Source organism: Nocardioides sp. BP30 (genome assembly GCF_029873215.1).
Lineage (GTDB): Bacteria > Actinomycetota > Actinomycetes > Propionibacteriales > Nocardioidaceae > Nocardioides.
The window spans coordinates 3,561,802-3,583,815 of the sequence record NZ_CP123620.1 but is presented as its reverse complement, the minus strand read 5'-3'; the positions used below and the strand labels follow the sequence as shown (position 1 = coordinate 3,583,815).

Sequence of the window (22,014 nt, the reverse complement as noted above, 5' to 3'; positions counted from 1 at the left end):
TCGATACAGTATGTATCGAACGGGTGGTGTGGACAACCGCGACCCGTGTGCCCCAGCACCGCCGGCCGCGCCGAACGCCGGCCACCATCAAGGAGATCTCGGCATGAGCGATTCACCCGGCCGGCACGCTGACCCTGCTGTCGACCCCGCTGTCGACCCCGCTGTCGACCCTGCTGTCGACCCTGCGCGCAAGGAGACGTTCGCCGAGGAGTTCCGCGACGCCATCAGCCCGCGTTCCCTGCTGCTGGGCATCGGCACCGGACTGCTGTGCCTCGGGTTCCTGCTCTCCTATGTAGGCGCGTTCCACACCCCGACGCCGCATCACGTTCCGATCGCCGTCGTCGCCCCGGCACAGACCAGCGCCCAGCTGGTCGACGGTCTCAACGGCATCGACGGCACGCCGCTGAAGGCGACGGCGGTCGAGAACGAGTCCATCGCCCGACGACAGCTCGAGCGCGCCGAGGTCTCGGCCGTGCTCGTCGTGGACGCCTCCGGCACCCAGGACCGGCTGCTGGTCGCGAGTGGCGGCGGGGCGACTCTCGCCTCAGCGGTCGAGCGGGTCATCAACGCTGCCGAGGACCAGCAGCATCGGACCGTCGCTGTCACCGACGTGGTGCCCCACCAGGCCGGAGACGAGACCGGCGCGGTCGGGTTCTACGTGGCCATCAGCGCCGTCCTGGCCGGGTACCTCTTCGCCGCCACCCTCGGGATGGCCCGCGGTGCCCGCCCCGCGACCTTCCGCCGTACGCTGTGGCGGCTCGGCGCCACAGTCCCGTACGCCGGCTTCGTCGGTCTCGGCGCCGCCGTCATCGCCGATCCGGTCCTGGGCGCACTGACCGGCCACTTCGGCGCGATCTGGGGCATCGTCACGCTGCTGACCCTCGCCGCGGCCACCGTCACGATGGCCTTCCAGGTGCTGTTCGGCTTCCTGGGCGTCGCCGCGACCATCCTCGTCTTCGTCATCGTGGGCAACCCGAGCGCCGGCGGCGCCTACCCCTACCGGATGCTGCCCTCGTTCTGGGCCACCATCGGCCCCTGGATCCCGAACGGCGCCGGCGTCGACGCCCTGCGCCGTACCGTCTACTTCGGCGGCGTCGAGACCACCGACCGCCTCCTCGTCATCGCGGCCTGGGCCGTCGCCGGTGCGATCCTGGCCATCGCCGCTTCCTACCGGCGACACCGCCGCACGGACGCGGCCTGAGGGGGAGGTGCGACCCCGGGGAGTGGCGAGAGCTGGCGCGCAGCAGCTCAGATCGCCTCTCCGCGTTGCGGATCGAAGCACACCAGACCGCGAGCCCGGGCTTCCGCGGCGATGACGGGAACGGCGAACTCCGCGCCCGGAAACGTCATCGTGATGTAGATGCAGGCGCCGAGACAGTCGCCGATCTCGGGTCCCATCGCCCACGGCGATCTCTCGTCCCCCGGCTCGCCGAGGGCCGGCCACCGTGCGAGCAGCGCGTCGACGAAGTCATCGATCACCTCGGCCATCGGCGCCGCGAGCGCTTCATCGTCCTCGAGGAGATCGGTCACCGTCGCGTAGGCGTCCTGCGGCGGATGGCCAGCGAACGGGGCGACGTCGGCCCAGACCGCGAGGTCGTAGCTCATGGCCCGAGTCTCTCAGAGCGTGCGGTGCTCCGGTGATCGCTCCGCACTCCGGCTCGCGGCGGTGCTTCAGGGCCAGTCTCGGAAAACGAGATAGACGTCCGTCGTGTGGCTCAGTCGCGCTCTCCGGGAGCATCTGGCACCCACCGGATGATGTCGCCCGGCTGGCAATCGAGCACCTCACAAAGAGCATCGAGGGTGGTGAACCGCACGGCTTTCGCCCGGCCGTTCTTCAACACGGCGAGGTTCGCAGGTGTGATGCCGATGAGGTTCGCCAGCTGGGTGACGCCGATGCCCCGGTGGGTCATCATCGACTCGAGATCGACCACGACCGTCATCAGACGACTGACTCCAGCTCGTGATGCTGGGTAGCGGCCGCGCGCAGGAGGCCGCGTAGCACGACGACCAGCAGCACCGCAGCAGCACCGAGGAGTACCTCGACCGGCAACAGGACGACGCCCAACGGCAGGTCGATGATGACCAGCATGGCCGCGCCGAGAGCCGTCACCAGGGCCACTGCTCCGATCTCCCGCGTGACCCAGCGGTCCGCGGCGGGGGAAGAGAAAAGAATGCCGTGGCTGACGAACGTCAAGAGCTGCCATACGCCGAGCAGGCCGAACTCCACAACGGCGAGGGCCACGATCGAGATGACAAGGAGCGGCGATCGCATCCAGGCGAACTCGGGATACCTCGCGGCGTAGGTCCCAGCCGTCCACGGCAGCACCAGCACCTGCATGAGGACCGACCAGGCAAGGATCGCCGCGATGATTGCCTTGAGGGGTACCACCGACTTCGCCATGGACGAAACCTATCGCAAAACGATAGGTGCGGTCGTGGCGAATTCCCGGATGGTGCGGATGCCGGTCCGCGTGACTGGGATCTGAATCTCGGCCGATCCGGTGAGTGGGCCCTCATCCACTCTCGTCGCCCTCGAAGCCGATGAGCCAGTGCACTCCGTAGCGGTCGATGACCTGGCCGTCGGATGCGCCCCACGGTCGAGCCTCCAGGGGAGCCACTATTCGCCCGCCATCGGAGAGACGCGAAAACCAGGCGTGGAGCGTCGAGGGCGCGGCTGCGCCGAGGAGGGAGAGCATCATGCCCTCGCAGCGGAAGGACGGCTCCTCGCCCGACGCGTCGGCTGCGAACAGCTCGACTGGCCCGTTCACGAGGTAGCCGTGGGCGATGCCATCGGCTGGGCCGTCGGTTCTGTGGAAATCCTCGAGGGTGTGAAGCTGCACGGCGCAGCCGAACACGTCGCCGTAGAACGTCAGAGCCTCGCGAGCGGTGCCCATCGGGAAGAGGAGGTACGGCGTCGGAGCGTTCATGAGCCGATGCTAGGCACGTCGACTCCCGAAGTCCGGACGGCACCCGGCGCTCTAACACCACACGACGTCGCGGATCGATCGTCGCTCGCGGCTGGTGCCGGTCCCGGTGTGTGTCTCTCGGGCGCCGACAGGTACGCCGATCGCCGCCATGCTCGTGATCTCCCAAGGAGACGGCACCCGGAAGTCGTCGGCGAGGCGCTGACGATCGAAGGCTCGGAACTGGTGAACGGCCAGACCCATGGCATGGGCTTGGAAGGTCATGTGGGCGACAGCCTGGCCGAGGTCGTAGTGGGCGAACTCCGAATACTCCATCTCGCTCCCTTCCACGAAGCGGAGGCACAGGTTGGCAGTCAGGATGCTGGCCGCCGGCGCCCACGAGGAAGAACTCCGAGCGAGGTGACCCACGAGACGCCTGTGGGTGTCATCGCCTCGCCGTCCCACGATGAACGCCCAGGGCTGTGAGTTGCCCGCGGACGGGGCGCGCCGTGCGGCATCGAGAAGAGCGTCCACCTCGCTCTGAGATGACTCGCGTGCGGGGTCGAAGCGCATCGGGCTGAAGCGGTCCATCGCGAACGAGGTGAGGAGCGTGGGACCAGGCACGACTGCACAACTTCGATCCGGGCTGGACTAATCCCGGGCGTGCACACACGGCCCGTGTCGATGCCGAGGGCGGTCCTGGGTGCTGGCCTCTGCGTACGTCGTCCCCAACGTCCATGCCTCCGGCCCGATCTACGCGTTCTTCGCCACGGCGTGCAGCGCCCGTCCACCGCCGCGCACCGTCCACGGCATGATGACGCTCGTGCCCTGCGAGATCCCCGACTTCCTCGACCTGGTCTCCCAGCTTCCCGGTGTCGGCCGCTCCGACCGGGACAAGTGGCTCCGGTTCGACGTCGATCGGCGTGCCTTCGGCTACCTGTGGCCGGCGACCCGAACGGTCGGGTTGAAGCAGACGATCGTCGAGCAGCTCGCCCTGGTGGCCGAGCGGCCGGACGTCTTCGAGGTGCAGTTCACCTCCGGAGGCTTCGGCTGGGTCGTGGTCCACCTCGCAGGTGTCGAGCGCGACGAGCTGGCCGAGCTCACCTTCGAGGCGTGGAGGTTGACTGCGCCCGACGCGTTGCTCGAGGAACGCGCCGACGAGTTGCCGTCCTAGGCGGCGAGGCGAGACGGCTCAGACGATGCGCGGGAAGAAGTCGCACTCGGTGTGCGCGGATCGCGGCTGGTCGGTGCCATCGGCCTAGGAAGGTCGGTCGTGCGGATCGGCGCCGTCGCCCCGGTATCGAAACCATCCAGTCGGCGTGCCCGGCGGTAGCGGCTCCGGGTACGGGCGCAGGCGACGGAGGTCGTGACGGTCGAGCGCGGCTCCGGTGGCGAAGCGGTACGCCGAACAGCGTTGGCACCGCACGACGTCCGGCAGATAATCCCTGCGCGCTGGGGGAGGCCCGTACGGGGCCCATCTGTGTCCCTTGAGGCGGCATTGCAACCTCGCGACTGCGCCCACGCGACGACCGTACCCTCCGACTCCTCCTCGGCGGATGAGGTCATCGGGGGGACGGTGGCCCGTTCGCGGCGGATCGACACACCCTGTGGGTGACGTGTGGAGCGGCTGGAGGCCAGGCGTCAGCTATACCGGGGGAGTCGGGACATGGCATCGAACGCAGCACCCGTTCTCCGGCCCTCAGGCGGACCGTCCCTCGAGAAGGGCCGCGACGCCGAGCGCGGTCGGGTCACCGTACGGGCGTCCGACGGCCTGCACGGCGACCGGCAGCCCGTCGACGAAGCCGGCTGGGACGCTCACGGCCGGGAGGCCGGTCGCGTTGAACGGTGAGGTCAGGCGGGTCAGCACATCCTCGATCTCGACCTCCTCTGCGACCCCGGGGAACGCGATCGACCGCTGGCCGAGCCGAGGCGCCGGGCAGGGGACGGTCGGCAACAGGAGCGTGTCGTACCGCTCCAGCAGGCCGAGCAGCTGTGCGGAGAAGCGGGCGATCGCGGCCTCGGTGCTCGCCAGCTCGGCCGGTGCCGGACAAGGCAACGCCAGCAGCTCGGTGAGGTCGGCCCCGAAGGACGCCGGCTCGGCCTCGAAGGCGGAGCGGTGCAGCAGCCCCGCCTCGAACAGGATCCGCGTGAGGACGGCGTGCGGCATCGCTGCCTCCCCGGGCAGGTCGACGGTCTCCACGTCGAGCCCCGCATCGGCGAGGGTGCGGGCCGCCCCGTCCAGGGCGTAGCGCACGCCCGGGTGCAGAACCTCGGTGGCCCAGCCGCCGAGTACGGCGACGCGCGCCGTGCCGACGTCACCCGGAGCCAACGGGTCGACCAGCCGGAGGGTGCGCGCATCGGCCGGGTCCGGACCGGCGATGGCGTCGGCGATCACCGCCGCGTCGGCGACCGTGCGCGCCAGGGCGCCCACGTGGTCGAGCGTCGAGGACAGCGGCATGACGCCGGCCAGGCTGATCCGCCCGCGCGAGGGCTTGAAGCCGACACAGCCGCTCAGCGCCCCCGGGATCCGGACGCTGCCCGCGGTGTCGGTACCGATAGCGCCCAGGCAACTGCCCGCGGCGACGGAGGCACCGGAGCCGCCCGAGGAGCCGCCGGCGATGTGACCCTGGCGATGCGGGTTGTGGGTCGGCCCGTAGAAGGCGCTGTCGGTGCGACCGCCCCACGCGAACTCGTGCGTGGTGTGCTTGCCGAGGATGACGGCGCCGGCGGCGCGCAGGCGCGCCACGGCGGTGGCGTCGCGTTCGGGTACGTGCTTCGCGTACCGCGGCGAGCCGTAGGTGGTGCGCAGCCCGTCGGTGTCGAAGAGGTCCTTCACACCCAGCGGCACACCGTGAAGCGACCCGAGCGTGTCGCCGCGTCGGACCGCCCGCTCCGCGGCGGCCGCGGCCGCCCGGGCACCCTCCTCGTCGACAAGGGCATAGGCCTGCAGCGACGGCTCGGTCGTCGCGATCCGCTCCAAGATGCGCTCGGTGAGCTCGACCGGGGACAGCTCCCCGGCTCGGATCGCCGCTGCCGCCTCGACCAGAGTCAGCTCGTCGAGCTGCGCCTTGCCGCTCATGGCACCGCCGGTCGGGCGACGAAGTGGCCCCGGTCTGCGTCCTTGCGGACCGTGCGCCACCGCGTGTAGGTGAACATGTCCGCATTGGACTCACCGCCGAAGCGGCCACCGCTGCCGGACGCCTTCGTGCCGCCCATCGGTGCCCACGCGTTGTCATTGATCGTTTGGCCGTTGATGTGCACCATCCCGGAGACGATGCGGTCCGCAACCGCCTCGGCCCGCTCCGGCGAGGCGCTGTGCACCGAAGCGGACAGGCCGTACTCGGTGTCGTTCGCGATCCGCACGGCGTCCTCGTCGTCAGCGGCGGCGACCACGACGGCGACCGGTCCGAAGACCTCCTCTGCGTACGCCCGCATCGCCGGCGTGACGCCCTTCAAGACGGTCGGCTGGACGAAGTTGCCGCGACGCTCCCCGCCGGCGAGCAGCTCGGCACCCTGCGCGACCGCGTCCTCGATCAGCGCCATCACGCGATCAGCCTGGCGGGCGTTGATGAGGGGGCCGAGCTCGACGTCCTCCCGGAACGGGTCGCCGACACGCAGTCCGCGGGCCCACCGCGCCAGCTCGGCGGCGTAGTCCTCGAGCACCGGCGCGGCGATCACGTGACGCCCGATCGCCATGCAGACCTGGCCCTGGTGGGTGAAGTTGCCCCACGCACCGGCCGCGGCGGCACCCTCGATGTCCGCATCGTCGAGCACGACGTGCGGGTTCTTGCCGCCGAGCTCGAGCGCCACCTTCTTCAGGTACGGCGCGGCCAGCGTGGCGATGGTGCGCCCCACGGCGGTGGACCCGGTGAAGCTCACCATCGACACGTCGGGGTGGGTCACCAGGGCGGACCCGACGGAAGGACCCTGCCCGGGCACGGCGTTGAAGACGCCGGCCGGGAGCCCTGCTTCCTCGAGCAGGCGCCCGATCAGCACCGCGCCGCTGACCGGTGTCTGGTGGTCGGGCTTGAGCACGATCGCGTTGCCGAGCGCGAGGGCCGGGGCGACCGTGCGCATCGCCAGCGTGAAGGGCACGTTCCACGGTGTGATCACGCCGACCACGCCGTACGGGACGCGCTCGGCGACGCTGGCGTCCTCGCCGTGCGGGGGGAGTGGGCGGGCGACCGTACGCTCGGCGAGGTCGGCCGCCTCGCGGAACTCGTCGAGCGCCTGGAGGTACTCCGCGGCATGCGCCTTGGCCGGCACGCTGCCCGACTCTCGGACGATCCACTCAACGACCTCGTCGTGGTGCTGCTCGAGCAGATCCGCCGCACGGCGGAGCACGCCCGCGCGTACGTCGGCCGGCCGGGCCGCCCAACCGGGCTGCGCGGCCTTGGCGGCTGCAACCGCCCGGTCGAGCTGCTCCAGCGAGGCCTCGCGCATGATCAGCAGCGGCTCGCCAGTCGCCTTCTCGGCGACCTCGATCTGGTCGCCGTCGCCGCCCTGCCACTCGCCCCCGATGACAGTGGTGCGCTCGTCCGCCGCCCACAGGCGGGCGTCGATCCGCGTGCTCATGCTCTCTCCTCGTTCAGTCGACCGGCGGCATGCCGAGCGTGTGGAAGCTCTCGATGGTCCGCAGGCCCCAGGCCTGGCCCTTCGCACGTTCGGCCTCGGTCCAGGTGACCAGCGGCCAGTCGGGGTCGAGGATCAACCGGCTGAGCGGGTTGCACAGCTCGATCCGGTTGCCGCCCGGCTCGAAGACGTAGAGGAAGAACGTCTGCTGGATCGCGTGCTTGTGCGGCCCGGTCTCGATCTTCACGCCGTTGTCGAGGCAGAGGTCGGCCGCACGCAGGATGTCCTCGCGGCTGTCGGTGGCGAACGCGAGGTGATGCAGGCGGCCGTGGGCGCCCTTCCAGTCCTCGGTGTAGACGATGTCGTAGGACTTGTTGCCGAAGCTGAGCCACTTGGCCGCGATCCGGCCGTCGTTCATCTGGATCTGCTCGGTGGGCCGAGCGCCGAGGACGTGCTGGATGAAGTCGGCGTTGAGCGCGACCTGGGAGCCCAGGTAGTTGACGTGGTCGAGGCGGCGCACGCCGACGCCCTGCCGCGGCTTGGCCTGCGGCTGGTTCTTGAGGCCCGGCTTGAGGTGGTCGGGGGCGACGTAGCGCTCGGTCTCGTAGTACAGCCCGATCTCGTGGCCGTCCGGATCGGTGGTCACGTAGTTGCGGCCGGTTCCGGCCCTGCCCTCGACCCATGATCCGCTGCCGCCGGACTCCTCGATGGCGCGAACCCGGCGCTGTAGCGCATCCTCGCTGCTGGCGCGCAACGCGGTACGACGGATGCCGGTGGTGTGGTGGCCGGTGAGGACGAGGCTGGTCAGCTCGTAGTCGTCGAACGTGCGGAGGTGGACCGAGTCGCCCTCGCGTTTGGTCTCGGTCAGGCCGAGGATCTCGGTGAAGAACCAGGTGGATCCCTCGAGGTCGGGGGTCAGCAGCTCTGCGTGACCAAGGTGGGCGATGTCGCCGAGTGGGGCCGCCATGCGGTCCTCCTTAGGAGCGGGTCGCGGGCACCGGGTAGACGGTGCCGTCGAAGATCATTCGGGCGGTGCGGGTGACGGTGGTCCGAGCGATCCCGTCCTCGCCGGCCTCCACAGCGAGGTCGAGAAAGCCGGTCGGGTGCTCGATCCGGACCCGGCCGTCCCGGACCCGGGCCAGGTCGGCAGCGACGCTGCCGGGCAGGATGGTGGCAGCGGCGACGCTGGCGGCGCCGAGCACGCCGATCGCCTGGTGCACCCGGACCGGGATGAAGCTGCGGGTCGAGATCGCACCCCCGTGCCGCGGCGCTGAGACGAGGACCATCTTCGGCACGGTCGTGGCTTCGAGGTCGGTGTCGAGGCCCATCGCCTCGACGGCCTCGGCGCGGAGCTCATGGATTCGGGCGGTGAGCGCCTTGTCGGCCTCAAGCTCGGCCGGCTCCTCGTCGCCGCGCACGCCGAGGTCGCTGGCACGGATGATCACCGACGGCATCCCGTTGTCGATGCAGGTGACCTCGAGACCGGCGAGCGTGTCGGTGACGTTCCCCGTCGGCAGCAGCGGACTGGAGCTTGGCTCGACGTCGATCCGCACGGGGGCCGCGGTGCCCGGGACGCCGGAGAGCTCGACGTCACCGTCGTAGGTCACCTTGCCGCCCGGTGTGCACACCCGCAGGGTGGCCAGACCTCCGGTGTTGAGCATCCGTACGCGCACGTCGGTGAAACCGTCGGCGGCCTCGACGAGGCCACGCTCGATGGCGAAGGGCGCCACCGCCGCGAGCATGTTCCCGCAGGTTTGCGAGGTCGACACGATCGGCTGGTCGACGACCGCCTGCAGGAAGAGGTAGTCCACGTCGACCCCCTCGTCGCTCGAGGCCGACACCACGGCCACCTTGCTGGTCAGCGGATGCGCGCCGCCGAGGCCGTCGATCTGGCGAGGGTCCGGACTGCCCATCACGCGCAGGACCAGCGCGTCGCGCTCGTCGGCTGTCGTGGGCAGGTCGGAAGCGAGGAAGACGGCACCTTTGGAGGTGCCGCCGCGCATCAGGGCGCACGGGATGCCGGTCATGTCAGGTCGCCGTCCCTCAGGGCCTGCTCGTGGGTCTTGTAGGCCACGCCCAGCTCCTCCAGCAGCGGTCGCAGTCGGTAGCGGTCGAGGCCGAGCTCGCCCTGCCGGAAGGCGGCACGGGTGGCGGTCTCCTTCTCGAGGCGCGCCTGGGACGCCGCGATCGTCTCCGCGACCCGGGCACGAGGCACGACCACCACACCGTCGTCGTCGGCGACCACCACATCGCCGGCCTCGATCCGCTGGCCGGCGATGACGACCGGGAGGTTGACGTGGCCTGCCGTCGCCTTCACGGTGCCCTGCGCGGAGACGTGGCGCGACCACGCACCGAAGCCCATCTCGCGCAGTTCCTGAGTGTCACGCACGCCGGTGTCGCTGATGACCGCGGTCACCCCGCGGTGCGCCAGCGCCGTGGCGAAGAGCTCGCCGAACATCCCATGCGTCGACGGGGCCGCGCTGGCCACGACCAGGAGGTCGCCGGGCCGGCACTGCTCGACCGCGACGTGGATCATCAGGTTGTCACCGGGCCAGCACAGCGCGGTGACCGCGCTGCCGGCGACCGTCAGGCCCTGCTGGATGGGCCGCAGATCGGGTCCGAGGCTGCCGACCCGACCCATCGCCTCGTGGAGGGTGGCGACGCCGTACCCGCGGAGCGTGGCGATGTCCTCCCTGTCGGGACGCGGCACCTCGGTGACGACGACGTTCCTCATGACAGGCTCCTCAGGCGGGGGTAGACGCGCCGGGCGTTGCCCTCGAAGATCAGCGCGCGCTGCTCGTCGTCGAGGTCCGCCGCTTCGATGTAGCGGCGGGTGTCGTCGAAGTAGTGACCTGTCGTCGGGTCGATTCCCCGCACGGCACCGACCATCTCGCTACCGAAGAGCAGGTTGCGGGTGTCGATCACGTCGACCAGGAGGTCGATGCCGGGCTGGTGGTAGACGCAGGTGTCGAAGAAGACGTTCCCCATCACGTGGGTATCCAGCGCCGGCTTGCCCAGCATGTCCGCGAGCCCGCGGTAGCGCCCCCAGTGGTACGGCACCGCGCCGCCGCCGTGGGGGATGATCAACCTCAGGGCGGGGAAGTCGGCGAACAGGTCCCCCTGCAGCAGTTGCATGAACGCGGTCGTATCGGCGTTGAGGTAGTGCGCCCCGGTCGCGTGGAAGACCGGCGTACAGGTCGAGGAGACGTGGACCATCGCCGGCAGGTCGTGCTCGACCAGCGCCTCGTAGAGCGGGTACCAGAGGGGGTCGGTGAGGGCGGGCGCCGTCCACCGGCCGCCACTCGGGTCGGGGTTGAGGTTGACCCCGGCGAAGCCCATACCAGCGACCCGGTGCACCTCGGCGACGGCGGCATCCAGCGGCTCACCCGGTGCCTGGGGCAGTTGTGCCACCGGCGCGAAGTTGCGCGGGTAGAGCTCGACCACTCGGGCGATGAGGTCGTTGGACACCTGGGCCCAGCCGATGCTCGTCTGGAGATCCCCCTCGTGGTGCGCCATCGCGGAGGCTCGGGGCGAGAACAGCGTCAGATCGGTGCCACGCTCGGCCTGCAGCCGTAGCTGCGCCGACTCAAGGGTCTCGCGGATCGCGTCATCGGCGATCACCGGGTAGGCGGGGGTCGTCCCGCCCTCGCTCCATGCCCGCAATTGCGCGACGCGCCAGTCGGTGTGGGCCCGGGGAGCCGTCGTGTAGTGGCCATGGGCATCGATCAGCATGATGCGGCCAGGCTGGCATTGTCCGACAGGATTGTCAACAATCTTGCTCGCGGGGCGGGTCCCCGGTGTCCGGCGCCCGATACGATGCGGCTCAGCGGCTGGTGGCCGGCTGCAGCGAGGAGGAGTCCGTGAGCGTCGAACGCGTCGTCACCCAGGTCGAGGTGGCCGCTTCGGTCCGTGCGGCGATCCTGGCCGGTGACCTGGTTCCGGGCCAGCGTCTGGTCGAGGCAGAGCTCTCCGACTCCCTTGGCGCGAGCCGGGGCGCTGTCCGCGCTGCGCTCATCGACCTGACACACGAGGGTCTGGTCGAGCGGATCGCGAACCGGGGCGCTCGGGTGCGGGTCGTCACGGTGGCGGAGGCCTTGCAGATCACCGAGGTCCGCATGGCCCTGGAGGGTCTGTGTGGCGCGAAGGCCGCAGAGAACGTGAACGACGAGGCGATCGACGACCTCCGGGCGCTCGGCGCCGCGATGACGTCCTGCGTGCAGTCCGGCGACGTGGCCGGATACTCCCAGCTCAACCAGCAGCTGCACGAGCGGGTGATCGCGCTCGCCGACCAGCCGGTCGCCGCCGAGGTGCTGGCCCGGCTGCGGGCCCGCAACGTGCGCCATCAGTTCCGGCTGGCGTTCCGGCCCGGGCGCCCGCAGACGTCGCTGCCGCAGCATCTCGCGATCATCGAGGCGATCTGCCGCCGCGATCCGGCGGACGCCGAGGCGGCCGTCCGTGCCCACCTCGCCAGCGTCCTCCAGGCGCTCAGCGACGCCGAGGACGCTCCGCGCTCCTGAGCCCGCCCTCCGGCCCCTCGAAGGCATCCGGCGTGCGCTCGTCCGCACGGGGGTTGACATGACGCATGTCACACGAGATTGTTAACACTCTCGTCAACGATATCTCGCTCATCTTCATCCTCGGCGACGACAGGCGATGACCTCATACCTCCACGCCGCGGCCGATACCGCCGTGCGCACCGACGCAGGAGCACACACCCATGTCCACCACCACACCCGGCGCGAACGCGGCCACGCCCGGCATGAGCGCCCTGTTGCTGGGGCGCCTCGACCGTCTGCCTCGCCATGCGGTCCGCTACGCCGTCACCGGCATCGTCGGACTAGGCCTGTTCCTGGTCTTCTACTGCAACTTCAACATCAACGTCTCGTTCATCCAGACGTGCACGCAGATCAAGGCCGGTTGCACCCCGGCCAACGCCGCGAGCGCTGAGCGCTGGCCGGTGGTCCTCTACCTGATCGGCTACGTGCTCGGCGGTCTGGCCGTCGCCCCGATCTCCGACCGACTCGGCCGACGTCGCCTCGTCGTGGCCGTCCTCGTCTTCGCGCTGGTCGGCTCCCTGATCACCACGTTCGCGGGCACCTTCGACCTGTTCGTCTTCGGCCGCGCCGTCACCGGCGTGGCCATGGGGGGCATGCTCGCGGTCGGGAACACCTACATCGGCGAGATCGCCCCGCCGTCGTCCCGTGCGCGGTACACCGCCATCACGTTCGTGCTGTGCACCCTGGGCGCGATGATCGGCATCGGTCTGGGTCTGCTCTTCACCACGGAGTCGGCCTCCTTCCCGAACGGCCTTCCGATCGCGCTCGCCGGAGAGGGCTTCACCACCGGGTGGCGCTGGATGTACGCGATCGCCGCGGCTGTCGGCCTGGTCTCGATCCTGCTGGCCCTCCGCCTGCCCGAATCGCCGCGCTGGCTGCTGGAGCATGGTCGCGTGGACGAGGCTGAGGCGGTCGTCGTCGAGCTTGAGCGGCGGGCCCTGCGCCGCGGACCGTTGCCCGAGCCCGCCCCGGCTCCGCCGGCCGCCGAGCACGAGAAGCTCTCCGAGGCGTACCGCGAGCTGTTCACCAACCATCGTTACCGCAACCGCGCGCTGATCCTGATCGCGATGTGGTTCTTCGGGTACGCCACCGTCTTCTCGTTCTCCACCAGCTCGACGTCGATCCTGACCGGGCTGCACTTCACCCCACCGGTCGCGGGCATGATCACCGCCGTCGGCGGCGTCGGCTTCTTCGCCCAGGGCCTGTTCTCGGCCCGCTTCTCCGAGGCGCTGCCGCGCCACCTCTGGCTGCCGATCGGCGCCGTCCTGACCCTGCTCGGCGGCGTCGTGATCGCCGAGCTCGGCGATCACATCACCTGGGCCTTCATCGGCGCCTTCATCGTCTTCTTCGGTTTCAACGTCTGGGTGCCGCCAACGTTCGCGCTGTCGGCGGAGAGCTTCCCGACCCGCATCCGCGCGGCCGGCTTCGGCCTGGTCGACGGCGTCGGCGTCACCGGCGGCATGGTCGGCGTACTGGTCATCGCGCCGCTGGTCCCGCACCTCAGCACGTTGGCCGCGATGGTTGTCATCTGCGCCTTCCAGTTCGTCGCCGCCGTGCTCGCACAGTTCACCCCGCGCTCGCGCAACGAGGCCCTCGAGGTGGTCTCGCCCTGAGCGGCACGTCGTGATCCAGGGCGTTCCCTGGCCCAGGTCTGTGCTCGCCGGGTGTCGTGCGGCGCTGACGCCAGCGACGCTCGGCGACCCGGCACGAGAGCGAGATGAACGTAGGAGCGCCTCAGCCCTGCTGGCTGGCCATGTGGAGCAGTACTCCGTCCACCGGATCGGGTGGTGAGAAGGCCCGGCCGAGCGGCGCAGACAGGCGCCGTCTCCTATTCCTGATGCACGACCGCGGACGCCCAACCGATCGCGCTCACGCTGACGGCCGGAGCAGGTAGGGCAGTCGTCGGGACAGGAACGAACGTGGGAACTCGTCGCGCAGGCGCCAGAGCCCGGCGTCGATGACGAAGTGGGCCATGACCAGCCCGAGATAGCAGCCGTACAGCCCGCGTACGGCGCCGTGTGCGGTGTGCAGGTGCGACGCCTGGCTCAGCGCCAGGCCCGCGATCAGTGCGATGTTGACCATGACCAGCACGCCCAGCTGAGGCGAGGCGGAGGCGTCGATCGGTGCGGCCGAGAGCAGGCCGACGAGCAGGAGGTACTGCATGCCGTGGGCCATCGTGATGCCGGCAACAGCGGCGTACGGCGAGGGAAAGAGGAACACCGGTACGAAGAACAGCAGCGAGGCCATGTAGACCGCAACGAACGCTCGGTGCCGCTCGGACCGGCGACGGCCGGCCATGGCGAGAGCGCCTGCGGCCGCGGCGACGACGAAGAGCGTCTCCCCGCCATGGAAGAGCCAGGTGAGAGAGACGCGCGGCGAGAGATCGAGGAGCGTCGGGTGCGCGATCAGCGCCGTGATCCCCCCGACGCCGGACCAGATGAGTGCGTGCCGCTCGATCCTCGAGAGCGCGCGGACGCGCGTGGCGCGCGCCGCGAGAGCGGCGATGCCGAGGTTCTGCTTCTGGAAGTGGAAGAACTGCCAGGCGAAGAACCCCAGCAACGCCTCGACGAGCAACGCCGCCGGTGCCGCGATGACCGCGACAGCGGCGACCGCGACGAGCAGCAGTGGGGCCCACACGTAGCGGAGGCGATGCGCTCTCATGTGCGTGCGCACCTCGGGAACGGTGTAGAACCATGCGGTGGCGCCGACGTGGGCGGAGGAACCGACGAACAGCAGCCACACCAGAGCCGGACCCGGACGGGTGCCGGCACTAGGCGCCAGGGCGACGGCAACGGCGATGGGCAGCAGCGTCAGCGCGAGGGTCGCGACCAGCCACGAGCGACGCTGGCCGCGCCGCGGCACAGCGATCCACGGATCAGCCGCCGCCACAGCCGCCCGCTGCTCCTGCCGCCTCGTGCAGCGAGATGGCCGCGATGACGATCACGACGGCCAGGGCAAGCAGCACCAGCAGCACAACGCGCGGCCAGATCCGCGCGCGCTTCGGGTCCTCTGGCTGGTCCGTCGGGGCGCCCTCGTCGAGGTGCGGGATCAGGTCCGTCACTGCTGCACCTCCACGTCGCTGGTCTTGAATGGACTCAAGGTAGCGCTCTCGTGTGCCCGCCGTTGCCAGATTCCTAGCAGCGAGGGGAAGTCAGTACGCCGAGACGCAGACGCTCCGTTGAGTCATCGCGGGCGAACCCGGTGGTTCGCACCCGCGCCCTGCTCGCGGCGCTCAGATGCCCGAACGCACGAGCAACCGTCCGTCGCCTCGCGTGCCATCCCGATGCGATGGGGTCGTCATCCCAACGTCCGCGCGAGTGCTTGATTCGTACTACGCGGGCACCCGCTCGGTGATCGGATCACGATCTCGGACGACGGCGAGCCCGGTTCGCGGCGAAGTGACGCAGGTCCGTGTGATCGAACGGCATGGTTGACGCCGCTCGCTGGTGGAGGCGGGGTCTGGATGGCCTGGACCCACCGACCGACCGACCGACCGCCGGCGGATGCCCCTAACGCTTTCGCAATCTCCCGTGAGGCCGTCGTGCGACGAATAGCATGCGGACGTGGGTACGGCTCCAGAGCAGGATCGAACTCCTGACATCTCACCGGCACGGCTGCGGTTGGAACGCTTGGCAGAGTTTGCGAAGTCGTGTTGGAACTTCCTGTTCGACTGGATTCTTCCGTGGTGACTCGCCACGGGCGGCGGAGTCGGCTGGACACCGACGGCAGCTGCCCTCAAGCAGTGTGCTCATAGCGCCGCCGCCCAAGGTGCGGTGCGTGCTGCCTGGTGGGCGTGTGTCCTTAGCGCGGCTATGCACGAACGCGGAGCAGGGTCCCACGGTCGGGGAGGGATCTGCGGCTTCCTCGCGGCGGAATGACGCCGATGGCGCATACGGTGCCGGGAAAGCAGCCCAGCGGGTGAAGATAGGGCACAATACTGGACACCCTGCGTATCAGGTCTCGGCGTATTCATTCTCTAAACCCACCCGAGGGCAGGGGTCGACGTTCTACTTCAGTCACTGGGCGCAGGGCGGGGCTCAGACGCTCAACTCCCTGGAACTGGCCAGCACGCGCATTCGCAGAGCTACCTCCGCTTCGATACCGAGCGACCAGGACGATGTCATCTAGACGGGCGACCTCGGCGTGGTCGAGTCCGCTCTGCGCGTTCGCGTGAAGGTCAATAGCCTCCAAGGCACTATGACCGATCTGGAGGTGATCCGTCCTTCTTTGCCGCTGTGCGGCCGACGGAGGACGCCGGCGCCACCTCGTCGGGCTACTACGAGTTCCAATACGGATGGGTCGCTCGGCACGCGTTGGAGATGACCGACGAGTCCTCCGGACTCCAATGGATTTTGTGCGAGTGGCACACCGAATTCGTTCTCGGTTGAGTCGACTCGTTCGCGCCAGTGAGCGTGAAGCACCGAGAGCCGAACTCGGGACACTGGACCATTGCCACGATGTTCAGCGAGGGCGGCTTGCACACGTTGTACACGCGGTGGTGCGAACTTGGTCGGCCACCAATGTGCCGGTGGGTGACCAACGGCGGGTGAAACGGGGAGCACCCCGCGGCAGCGTTGCTATGCGCTCGAACTTCGTGGGCAACGGCTTGCTGGGCAAGTAAACGGACTTAGCGCCCTGCGGATTCCGCCAGTTCAAAAACGCGCGGATCGTCGCTTCCGCGCCCAAGCTGATGTAAACAAGATGTTGCGTTTACGTTAACTTCTGCTGTGTCCGACCTGTGAAGGCTACGTTCAGGGCGCGGCGTCAACGCGGGTGCCAAGAGTCCGACAGGAACCCTGGTGAGATCACCCAGCCAATTCAGAGGGTCTATCACTGTTATCGCGACATGCGTCGGCCTCTTCGCCTCGAGCGAATTTGCCGTCAGCGCTACGGCCGAACAAGTCAACACAGGCGTCCCAGTTCAGTTCGACTCCTCCGCCGACGGCACGACCGAGGAACCGACCGCCGCAGCAGCTCAAACCGAGGCGAAGCTTCTTGGTAAGCCCGTGGAAGACACTTCGCAGACGACGCCGACGGTGCAAAAATTTGCGAACCCGAATGGAGGGTGGACGTCCAAGATATCCGCCTTTCCCGTACGCGCGCGGAACATCACAACCGGCTCTTGGCAGAGCATCAGCACTTCCTTGGTCTCATCGGCAGACGGGTGGCGTCCAGAAGCAGCGGTTGGCAACGTGGTCTTGTCTGCTGGGGGATCAGCGCCCCTTGCACAGATGACCGACGCGGAGGGCCGAGAGCTTTCTTGGACCTGGCCCCATCCTTTGCCGACACCGACAGTTTCCGGTAGCACATTGACTTACCATGATGCGGTCCCGAATGGCGACCTAGTAGTGCGCGCGGTCCCAAACGGCTTCTTGCACTCAATCGTGCTCAGGAAGGCGCCGGAGAGCACACTGAAGATACCGATTGTCGTTGGCACGAATGGCTCTTCCCTGGCCCAGGACTCGAGCGGGAATCTTTCGTTCAAGAGCGAAGGGAAGGACACGCTGGATGCGCTACAGCCTAAAATGTGGGACAGCAGACGAGGCGGCAATTATTTGAGGGCACAGCCGATCGACGTTGCTTTGGAGAAAGATGGATCCAAGTCCGTTATGACTCTGAGTCCAAGTCTCAAGTTCCTCACCAGCAGCACGACGAAATACCCGGTCACGATTGACCCGTCTTTTACGCTTCCCGCATCGTACTATACCACTTAATGCATTACATCGATCAGTACTATTCCATTGCAAATGCTCGATATGTCAGTTCAAATTACACAACGCAGCTTGAGCAGTGCGCTGCCGGTGGATCGCGGAACAAAAAATCGCTGAAGCGCCTCGCTAAAACGGATGGCGAAATGTCAATTGGCGGTGCCGAAAATCATCTGCTGGCATACAAGTGGGGCACGGGCGTATACGATGGCACCGTCTCGAGCAACCTTGGCTTCGAACTAGGCGCTGGAGCTGCAAAAGTTTCCGCCAGCCTCGCCGTAACGAACGGCGGACACGAAACAGGGAGCGTCGGCTCGGGGCTCTGTGGTGCCATTGGGAGCAATAATGGAAATCAGGTCAACGCAGCTTGGAACTACCATTACCCTGGATTCGGAACCGGTGATTTCAAAGGAAACGTCGGACAGGCGCTTTATGAATACACGACCGCAAACAAGACAAGCTTCGACATTAAATTTGTCAGCTGTGCGACGCCTCGGTACTAGAAGGGCGAAATGAAGCGGAACGCAACGCGCTTGATGCGCCTTTTGGTCGGCTGTCTCGTCCTCCTAGCGCCGCTTGCGGGCTGCGGAGGCGGGACGGCCGCTCACTCCGGCAGTGCAACCCCAGCGCACGTCCCCCACCAAACCGGCCTGAGTCGTTCGCCTAGCCCGATGGCCAAGCTGCTAAGAAACCTCGGAGCTCGGCAGATCTACGTGATGTCAGGCAGCGACGTCCTACACGCCAGCCTAGGTGTCCTGGACTCCGAAGGCATCCGTGCCGCTCAGGTTTCCCCACCTATACCGCTTGTATCAAACATCGCAGGTAACGGAACGGCGGTTGTCGTCGGTGGTGCAGGCGTCACGCCGAACTCTTACACGGACGGCGTCTACCAAATCGTTGGCAAACGACTCATCACGCTCGCTAGGCCGGCCCGCGCGATGTATGGCCCTACGATCGCGCTAAACGGCACCGTCGCAGCAATCCACCCCGAGGGCGGATTCTCATGGCGGTCAGCTCGATCAGGTCGCTGGCGCACTGATGCGCGTTTGCAAAGCACGCCACTCGGCTCATTGACGTGGAATCGCGCAAACAATGCCTACGCCCTCATTCGCGGAGGTACCCAGCAAGCGGCGCTGGTGCGAATACCTAAACACGGGGCCGTTCGGCAACTTAACATCAACGTCTCGTGCGCGATCTCGGTTCTCAGCGCCCCGACCAAGTCGCTCGTGGCAACGACGGTTAGTGGTAGTAGGCACGAGCCGGCGGCATGCAGGCGTGCGCGTGCGCAGGTGTTGAAGCCAAGCCATCGGGGCTCGCCAATCCTCATCCCGCGAGGCTGGAATCCGATCGCCTGGTCTGCCGACTCCTCGACGCTTTTACTCACCCGAGGCACGACCGTCTCTACTTGGAAGCCTGGTTCCTCGGGCCTCGCCGGCCCCTACGACCTCAAGACAAAGACTTGGATGGCGGCGCCCATATATGAGTAGGACGGGGTATCGTGTGCTGAAACTTGGGGTATGGCGCTTCGGCACGCTCAAGCTCATCGGAGGTCGCCGACGGGGCCCGATAGTGGTCCCGTGGGCGACTTATGTGGGAGGCCTCCTGAAGGACACCATCTCGCCACCTCTCCGTTGGGTCTAAACGGACGCAGCCCCCTGGGACGTATTCAAGGTGCGTAGGCCCCATGCCCGTCGTTTCGGGGATCGACCGCCAGAATCTCGGCTTACAGCCGCATCACGGCGGTCTGCTGATCTGGGGTAGAAGCTTCCAAACGCCGTCCCAACGGCGGACAAATAATCGGCCGCGTCATTCTGGGCGATGCGACACAGACGCGCCCCGTTGCTCCGCTGCCCGTTGCCGAGCCCGGCCCGTCAGGCGGCGCGGGTGTCGAGCGCTTCGACGTCCAGCCCCATCACACCAGCCATCGTGGCGAGCGCCCCGTCGAGCAGCTCCAGATCCCGCGCGACCAGCTCGTGTGAGGAGCCGCCGGAGGGGGCGGGCGCGGTGGTGACGGGGGAGGGGCAGTCGGTCACGGTGCGATCGAAGAGGGCGGCGCTGCGCACGTAGGCGCGGTCGCGCTCGCCGCGCTCGATCCAGCCGAGGAGGACCTCGACCGACTCCGAGAACCGTCGGCGCGCCTCCTCGAAGCCCTCTAGCACGACGGGGGAGGCGTCGACGGTCGGGATGTCCATCATGAGGTTGCGGGCGTAGTGCCGGGCAGCGCTCGCGGCCGTCATGAAGCGCTCGGTCTGGCTGCCGCCCCGGTCGAAGAGGTTGACGCTCAGGTTGGCCGCGACAGCGCGGAAGGTCTGGTAGGCGTCGTCCATTCGGCGTACGGCGGCGCGCAGCTCGGCCTGCGTCATCGACCCGTCCAGCACGGCGACGGCGGTGACCACCACCTCGTCGACGGCCTCGAGGAACCGCTGGCCGCTGAGCCGCGCCACCCGGCCGGTGCGCAGCGGGAAGACGCAGAGCACCGTCACGGCTGCGATCGCGGCACCGAGCGCCGTCTCCTCCAGCCGCAGCAGCAACAGCGAGTCGGTGAACTCGTCGAGCTGGACGTAGAGCTGGGAGACCATCACGGTGATGCCGATGACCATGAACGCATAGCTGATCCGCATCAGGTAGATCCCGAAGAAGATCGCGGCGAGGATGACCAGGATCGCGATCCAGCCGTGCGGGCCGACCAGGTGCGCGAGCAGCCCGCCGACCACAGCGCCGACGACGGTGCCGAGCACGCGGTTGGCGCCCTTGCGGACCTGCTCGGCGGCGCTGTTGGCACCCATGAAGGTCACGAACGCGGCGATCACCGCCCAGTAGAACCGGCGCCCGCTGAGGATCTCGCCCAGCAGCACCGAGGCGCCGACGGCGACAGCCATCTGCACGGTGACGCGGACGTTCGGCGCGAGCGGCACGTGCCCGCCGAGCACCTGCCGCCAGCGCGGCCCTGCCGGAGTGCGGGCGTCGGGAAGGCTCGAGGCCTCGGCGCTGACCATCGCCGATCCGGGCAGCCATCCCGCCATCAGCACCACGGGCGAGCCGAGCCCCTCGGCGGCGTCCCCCGCTGGGGTCGACGGCGACGACTCCGCGGCCAGCCGCGCCTGCTCCAGCTGGTGCTGGACGGCGCAGTGGCCGGCGATGGAGAGGCTGAGGCGGTGCAGGACGATCCGTCGCGCGCCGTCGTCGAGGATCGGACCGGTGGCGCGCTCGCCCGGCACGGGCGCCAGGGCGAGGGCGGTGAGCCGCTCCGCAGCCCGGTCGGCACCGGCCAGGTCCCCGTCCCGTACGGCGAGGAGCGCCTCGCGGACCAGCCCACGCGCTTCGGGGTCGAAGCCCGGCCTCGTGGCGACGGCGCCGGCGAACCGGCCCATGTTGCTCACCGACAGCTCGACGTCGAACAGGATCTGATGCAGCAGCTCCGCCGACCAGCCCGGTGGGATCGCGGCGGGGTGGTTGAGGTGGCCGTCGATCATCAGCGCCGTCTCGTTGAGCAGCAGCAGCCGCCGGTCCAGCTGCGGCGCCATCTCGGGGGCGCGGGCCGGGTCGTCGAGCATCCGGACCGCGTAGTCGAGCAGGTCGCGACGGCGCGCGTCGTACGAGCGCTGCAGCCGGCGCAGGGCGGAGCGCCGGCCGGGGTAGAAGAGCGTGAACTGGGCGAGCAGGGCGACGGCCGTGGCGAGAGTGATCTCGGCGGCGAGCCAGCCGATGTCGCCGATGCCGATCTGCCCACCGAGGAAGAAGCCGAAGAAGTTGCCCATGAACACCATCTGGCCGCCGACGAAGCCGAGGGGGCCGAACCGGCGGCAGTAGGCGCCGGCCGCGAGGATGACGACCAGGACGGTGAGCGCGATGGGCCGGTGTGAGCTGAGCGGCAGCCCGACGGCCAGGCCCGCGACCATCAGCGGCGGCATCAGGGCGTAGCCCACGAGCTGCTGGCGGACGGTGGGATACATCCCGCCGGTGAACGCCGAGATCATCCCGACCACGGCTCCGAGCATGACGCCGATGATCAGCATCGCGTGGTTCTCGGCCGCCACCAGCGCCGCCTGCGTCGCCGGCAGCGTCGCGCCGTGCGTCTGGATCTGCAGGGCGTGGGTGATGCCGACGAACGCCCACTCCGCCGCCATCGCGGCGCCGATCGTGGCCACCGCCTGGAGGGCTCCGCGCAGTCGATTCAGGCCAGGGTCGGAAGCTCGGAATCGTGTCAGCATGTGCTGCTCATCCTAGCGGTCGGTCCGTGGAGGCACGGGGCACGTGGTTCTCGCCACATAAACG

19 protein-coding genes are annotated in these 22,014 nt (G+C 68.6%); 5 read left to right on the top strand and 14 right to left on the bottom strand.

The window, feature by feature from the left end; all coding sequences use genetic code 11:
- Window positions 1–103 precede the first annotated feature (103 nt).
- Window positions 104–1,201 carry a DUF3533 domain-containing protein gene (locus P5P86_RS16895; RefSeq protein WP_280608612.1) on the top strand — a complete coding sequence of 366 codons (1,098 nt, stop codon included), beginning with the start codon at window positions 104–106 and terminating at the stop codon, window positions 1,199–1,201.
- 47 nt (window positions 1,202–1,248) lie between these two features.
- Here the strand turns inward: P5P86_RS16895 and P5P86_RS16890 are convergent, their stop codons facing one another.
- The 5 genes from P5P86_RS16890 to P5P86_RS20150 all read right to left on the bottom strand — a co-directional run bounded on the left by P5P86_RS16890 (window position 1,249) and on the right by P5P86_RS20150 (window position 3,476).
- The gene (locus tag P5P86_RS16890; protein WP_280608611.1) at window positions 1,249–1,605 is read right to left on the bottom strand and encodes a hypothetical protein; all 357 of its coding nucleotides are present in this window, start codon (window positions 1,603–1,605) and stop codon (window positions 1,249–1,251) included.
- Between the two features lie 110 nt (window positions 1,606–1,715).
- Window positions 1,716–1,940: a helix-turn-helix domain-containing protein gene (locus P5P86_RS16885; protein WP_280608610.1), complete on the bottom strand. Its 225-nt coding sequence runs from the start codon at window positions 1,938–1,940 to the stop codon at window positions 1,716–1,718.
- A complete protein-coding gene (locus P5P86_RS16880) occupies window positions 1,940–2,401 on the bottom strand; it encodes a DUF2975 domain-containing protein (protein ID WP_280608609.1) in 462 nt (153 codons plus the stop codon). The genes P5P86_RS16885 and P5P86_RS16880 overlap by 1 nt, the downstream gene beginning before the upstream one ends.
- A gap of 112 nt (window positions 2,402–2,513) precedes the next feature.
- The gene (locus tag P5P86_RS16875; protein ID WP_280608608.1) at window positions 2,514–2,927 is read right to left on the bottom strand and encodes a VOC family protein; all 414 of its coding nucleotides are present in this window, start codon (window positions 2,925–2,927) and stop codon (window positions 2,514–2,516) included.
- Between the two features lie 51 nt (window positions 2,928–2,978).
- Window positions 2,979–3,476: a nitroreductase family protein gene (locus tag P5P86_RS20150; RefSeq protein WP_348537927.1), complete on the bottom strand. Its 498-nt coding sequence runs from the start codon at window positions 3,474–3,476 to the stop codon at window positions 2,979–2,981.
- 130 nt (window positions 3,477–3,606) lie between these two features.
- On the opposite strand from P5P86_RS20150, the gene P5P86_RS16860 reads away from it, so the two are divergent.
- Complete coding sequence (locus P5P86_RS16860) at window positions 3,607–4,077, top strand: MmcQ/YjbR family DNA-binding protein (protein WP_280608607.1); 471 nt, start codon at window positions 3,607–3,609, stop codon at window positions 4,075–4,077.
- A gap of 525 nt (window positions 4,078–4,602) precedes the next feature.
- Here the strand turns inward: P5P86_RS16860 and P5P86_RS16855 are convergent.
- Genes P5P86_RS16855 through P5P86_RS16830 form a run of 6 tightly spaced genes read right to left on the bottom strand, consistent with a single transcriptional unit; the run spans window position 4,603 to window position 11,207 of the window.
- A complete protein-coding gene (locus P5P86_RS16855; RefSeq protein WP_280608606.1) occupies window positions 4,603–5,982 on the bottom strand; it encodes an amidase in 1,380 nt (459 codons plus the stop codon).
- Window positions 5,979–7,478, bottom strand: a complete 1,500-nt coding sequence (locus P5P86_RS16850; protein ID WP_280608605.1) for an aldehyde dehydrogenase family protein — start codon at window positions 7,476–7,478, stop codon at window positions 5,979–5,981. Before P5P86_RS16850 ends, P5P86_RS16855 begins: the two co-directional genes overlap by 4 nt.
- 13 nt (window positions 7,479–7,491) lie before the next feature.
- On the bottom strand, window positions 7,492–8,442 hold the full coding sequence (locus tag P5P86_RS16845) for a VOC family protein (protein ID WP_280608604.1): 951 nt from the start codon (window positions 8,440–8,442) through the stop codon (window positions 7,492–7,494).
- Window positions 8,443–8,452: 10 nt separating this feature from the next.
- Complete coding sequence (locus P5P86_RS16840) at window positions 8,453–9,502, bottom strand: 4-oxalomesaconate tautomerase (RefSeq protein ID WP_280608603.1); 1,050 nt, start codon at window positions 9,500–9,502, stop codon at window positions 8,453–8,455.
- The gene (locus P5P86_RS16835; protein ID WP_280608602.1) at window positions 9,499–10,209 is read right to left on the bottom strand and encodes a 4-carboxy-4-hydroxy-2-oxoadipate aldolase/oxaloacetate decarboxylase; all 711 of its coding nucleotides are present in this window, start codon (window positions 10,207–10,209) and stop codon (window positions 9,499–9,501) included. The genes P5P86_RS16840 and P5P86_RS16835 overlap by 4 nt, the downstream gene beginning before the upstream one ends.
- Window positions 10,206–11,207, bottom strand: coding sequence for an amidohydrolase family protein (locus tag P5P86_RS16830; RefSeq protein ID WP_280608601.1), 1,002 nt, complete (start codon window positions 11,205–11,207; stop codon window positions 10,206–10,208). The genes P5P86_RS16835 and P5P86_RS16830 overlap by 4 nt, the downstream gene beginning before the upstream one ends.
- 128 nt (window positions 11,208–11,335) lie before the next feature.
- On the opposite strand from P5P86_RS16830, the gene P5P86_RS16825 reads away from it, so the two are divergent.
- Together P5P86_RS16825 and P5P86_RS16820 are read left to right on the top strand one after the other, a co-directional pair.
- On the top strand, window positions 11,336–11,992 hold the full coding sequence (locus tag P5P86_RS16825) for a GntR family transcriptional regulator (RefSeq protein ID WP_280608600.1): 657 nt from the start codon (window positions 11,336–11,338) through the stop codon (window positions 11,990–11,992).
- Between the two features lie 200 nt (window positions 11,993–12,192).
- The gene (locus P5P86_RS16820; RefSeq protein WP_280608599.1) at window positions 12,193–13,644 is read left to right on the top strand and encodes an MFS transporter; all 1,452 of its coding nucleotides are present in this window, start codon (window positions 12,193–12,195) and stop codon (window positions 13,642–13,644) included.
- 256 nt (window positions 13,645–13,900) lie between these two features.
- Here P5P86_RS16820 and P5P86_RS16815 read toward each other — a convergent pair whose 3' ends face one another.
- The gene (locus tag P5P86_RS16815) at window positions 13,901–14,920 is read right to left on the bottom strand and encodes a hypothetical protein (RefSeq protein WP_280608598.1); all 1,020 of its coding nucleotides are present in this window, start codon (window positions 14,918–14,920) and stop codon (window positions 13,901–13,903) included.
- Window positions 14,907–15,092: a hypothetical protein gene (locus tag P5P86_RS16810; RefSeq protein ID WP_280608597.1), complete on the bottom strand. Its 186-nt coding sequence runs from the start codon at window positions 15,090–15,092 to the stop codon at window positions 14,907–14,909. Before P5P86_RS16810 ends, P5P86_RS16815 begins: the two co-directional genes overlap by 14 nt.
- Before the next feature lie 2,652 nt (window positions 15,093–17,744).
- Here P5P86_RS16810 and P5P86_RS16805 point away from each other — a divergent pair.
- Complete coding sequence (locus P5P86_RS16805; protein WP_280608596.1) at window positions 17,745–18,242, top strand: hypothetical protein; 498 nt, start codon at window positions 17,745–17,747, stop codon at window positions 18,240–18,242.
- A 1,368-nt stretch (window positions 18,243–19,610) separates the two neighbouring features.
- Here the strand turns inward: P5P86_RS16805 and P5P86_RS16800 are convergent.
- Complete coding sequence (locus P5P86_RS16800; RefSeq protein ID WP_280608595.1) at window positions 19,611–21,950, bottom strand: FUSC family protein; 2,340 nt, start codon at window positions 21,948–21,950, stop codon at window positions 19,611–19,613.
- Between the last annotated feature and the right edge of the window lie 64 nt (window positions 21,951–22,014).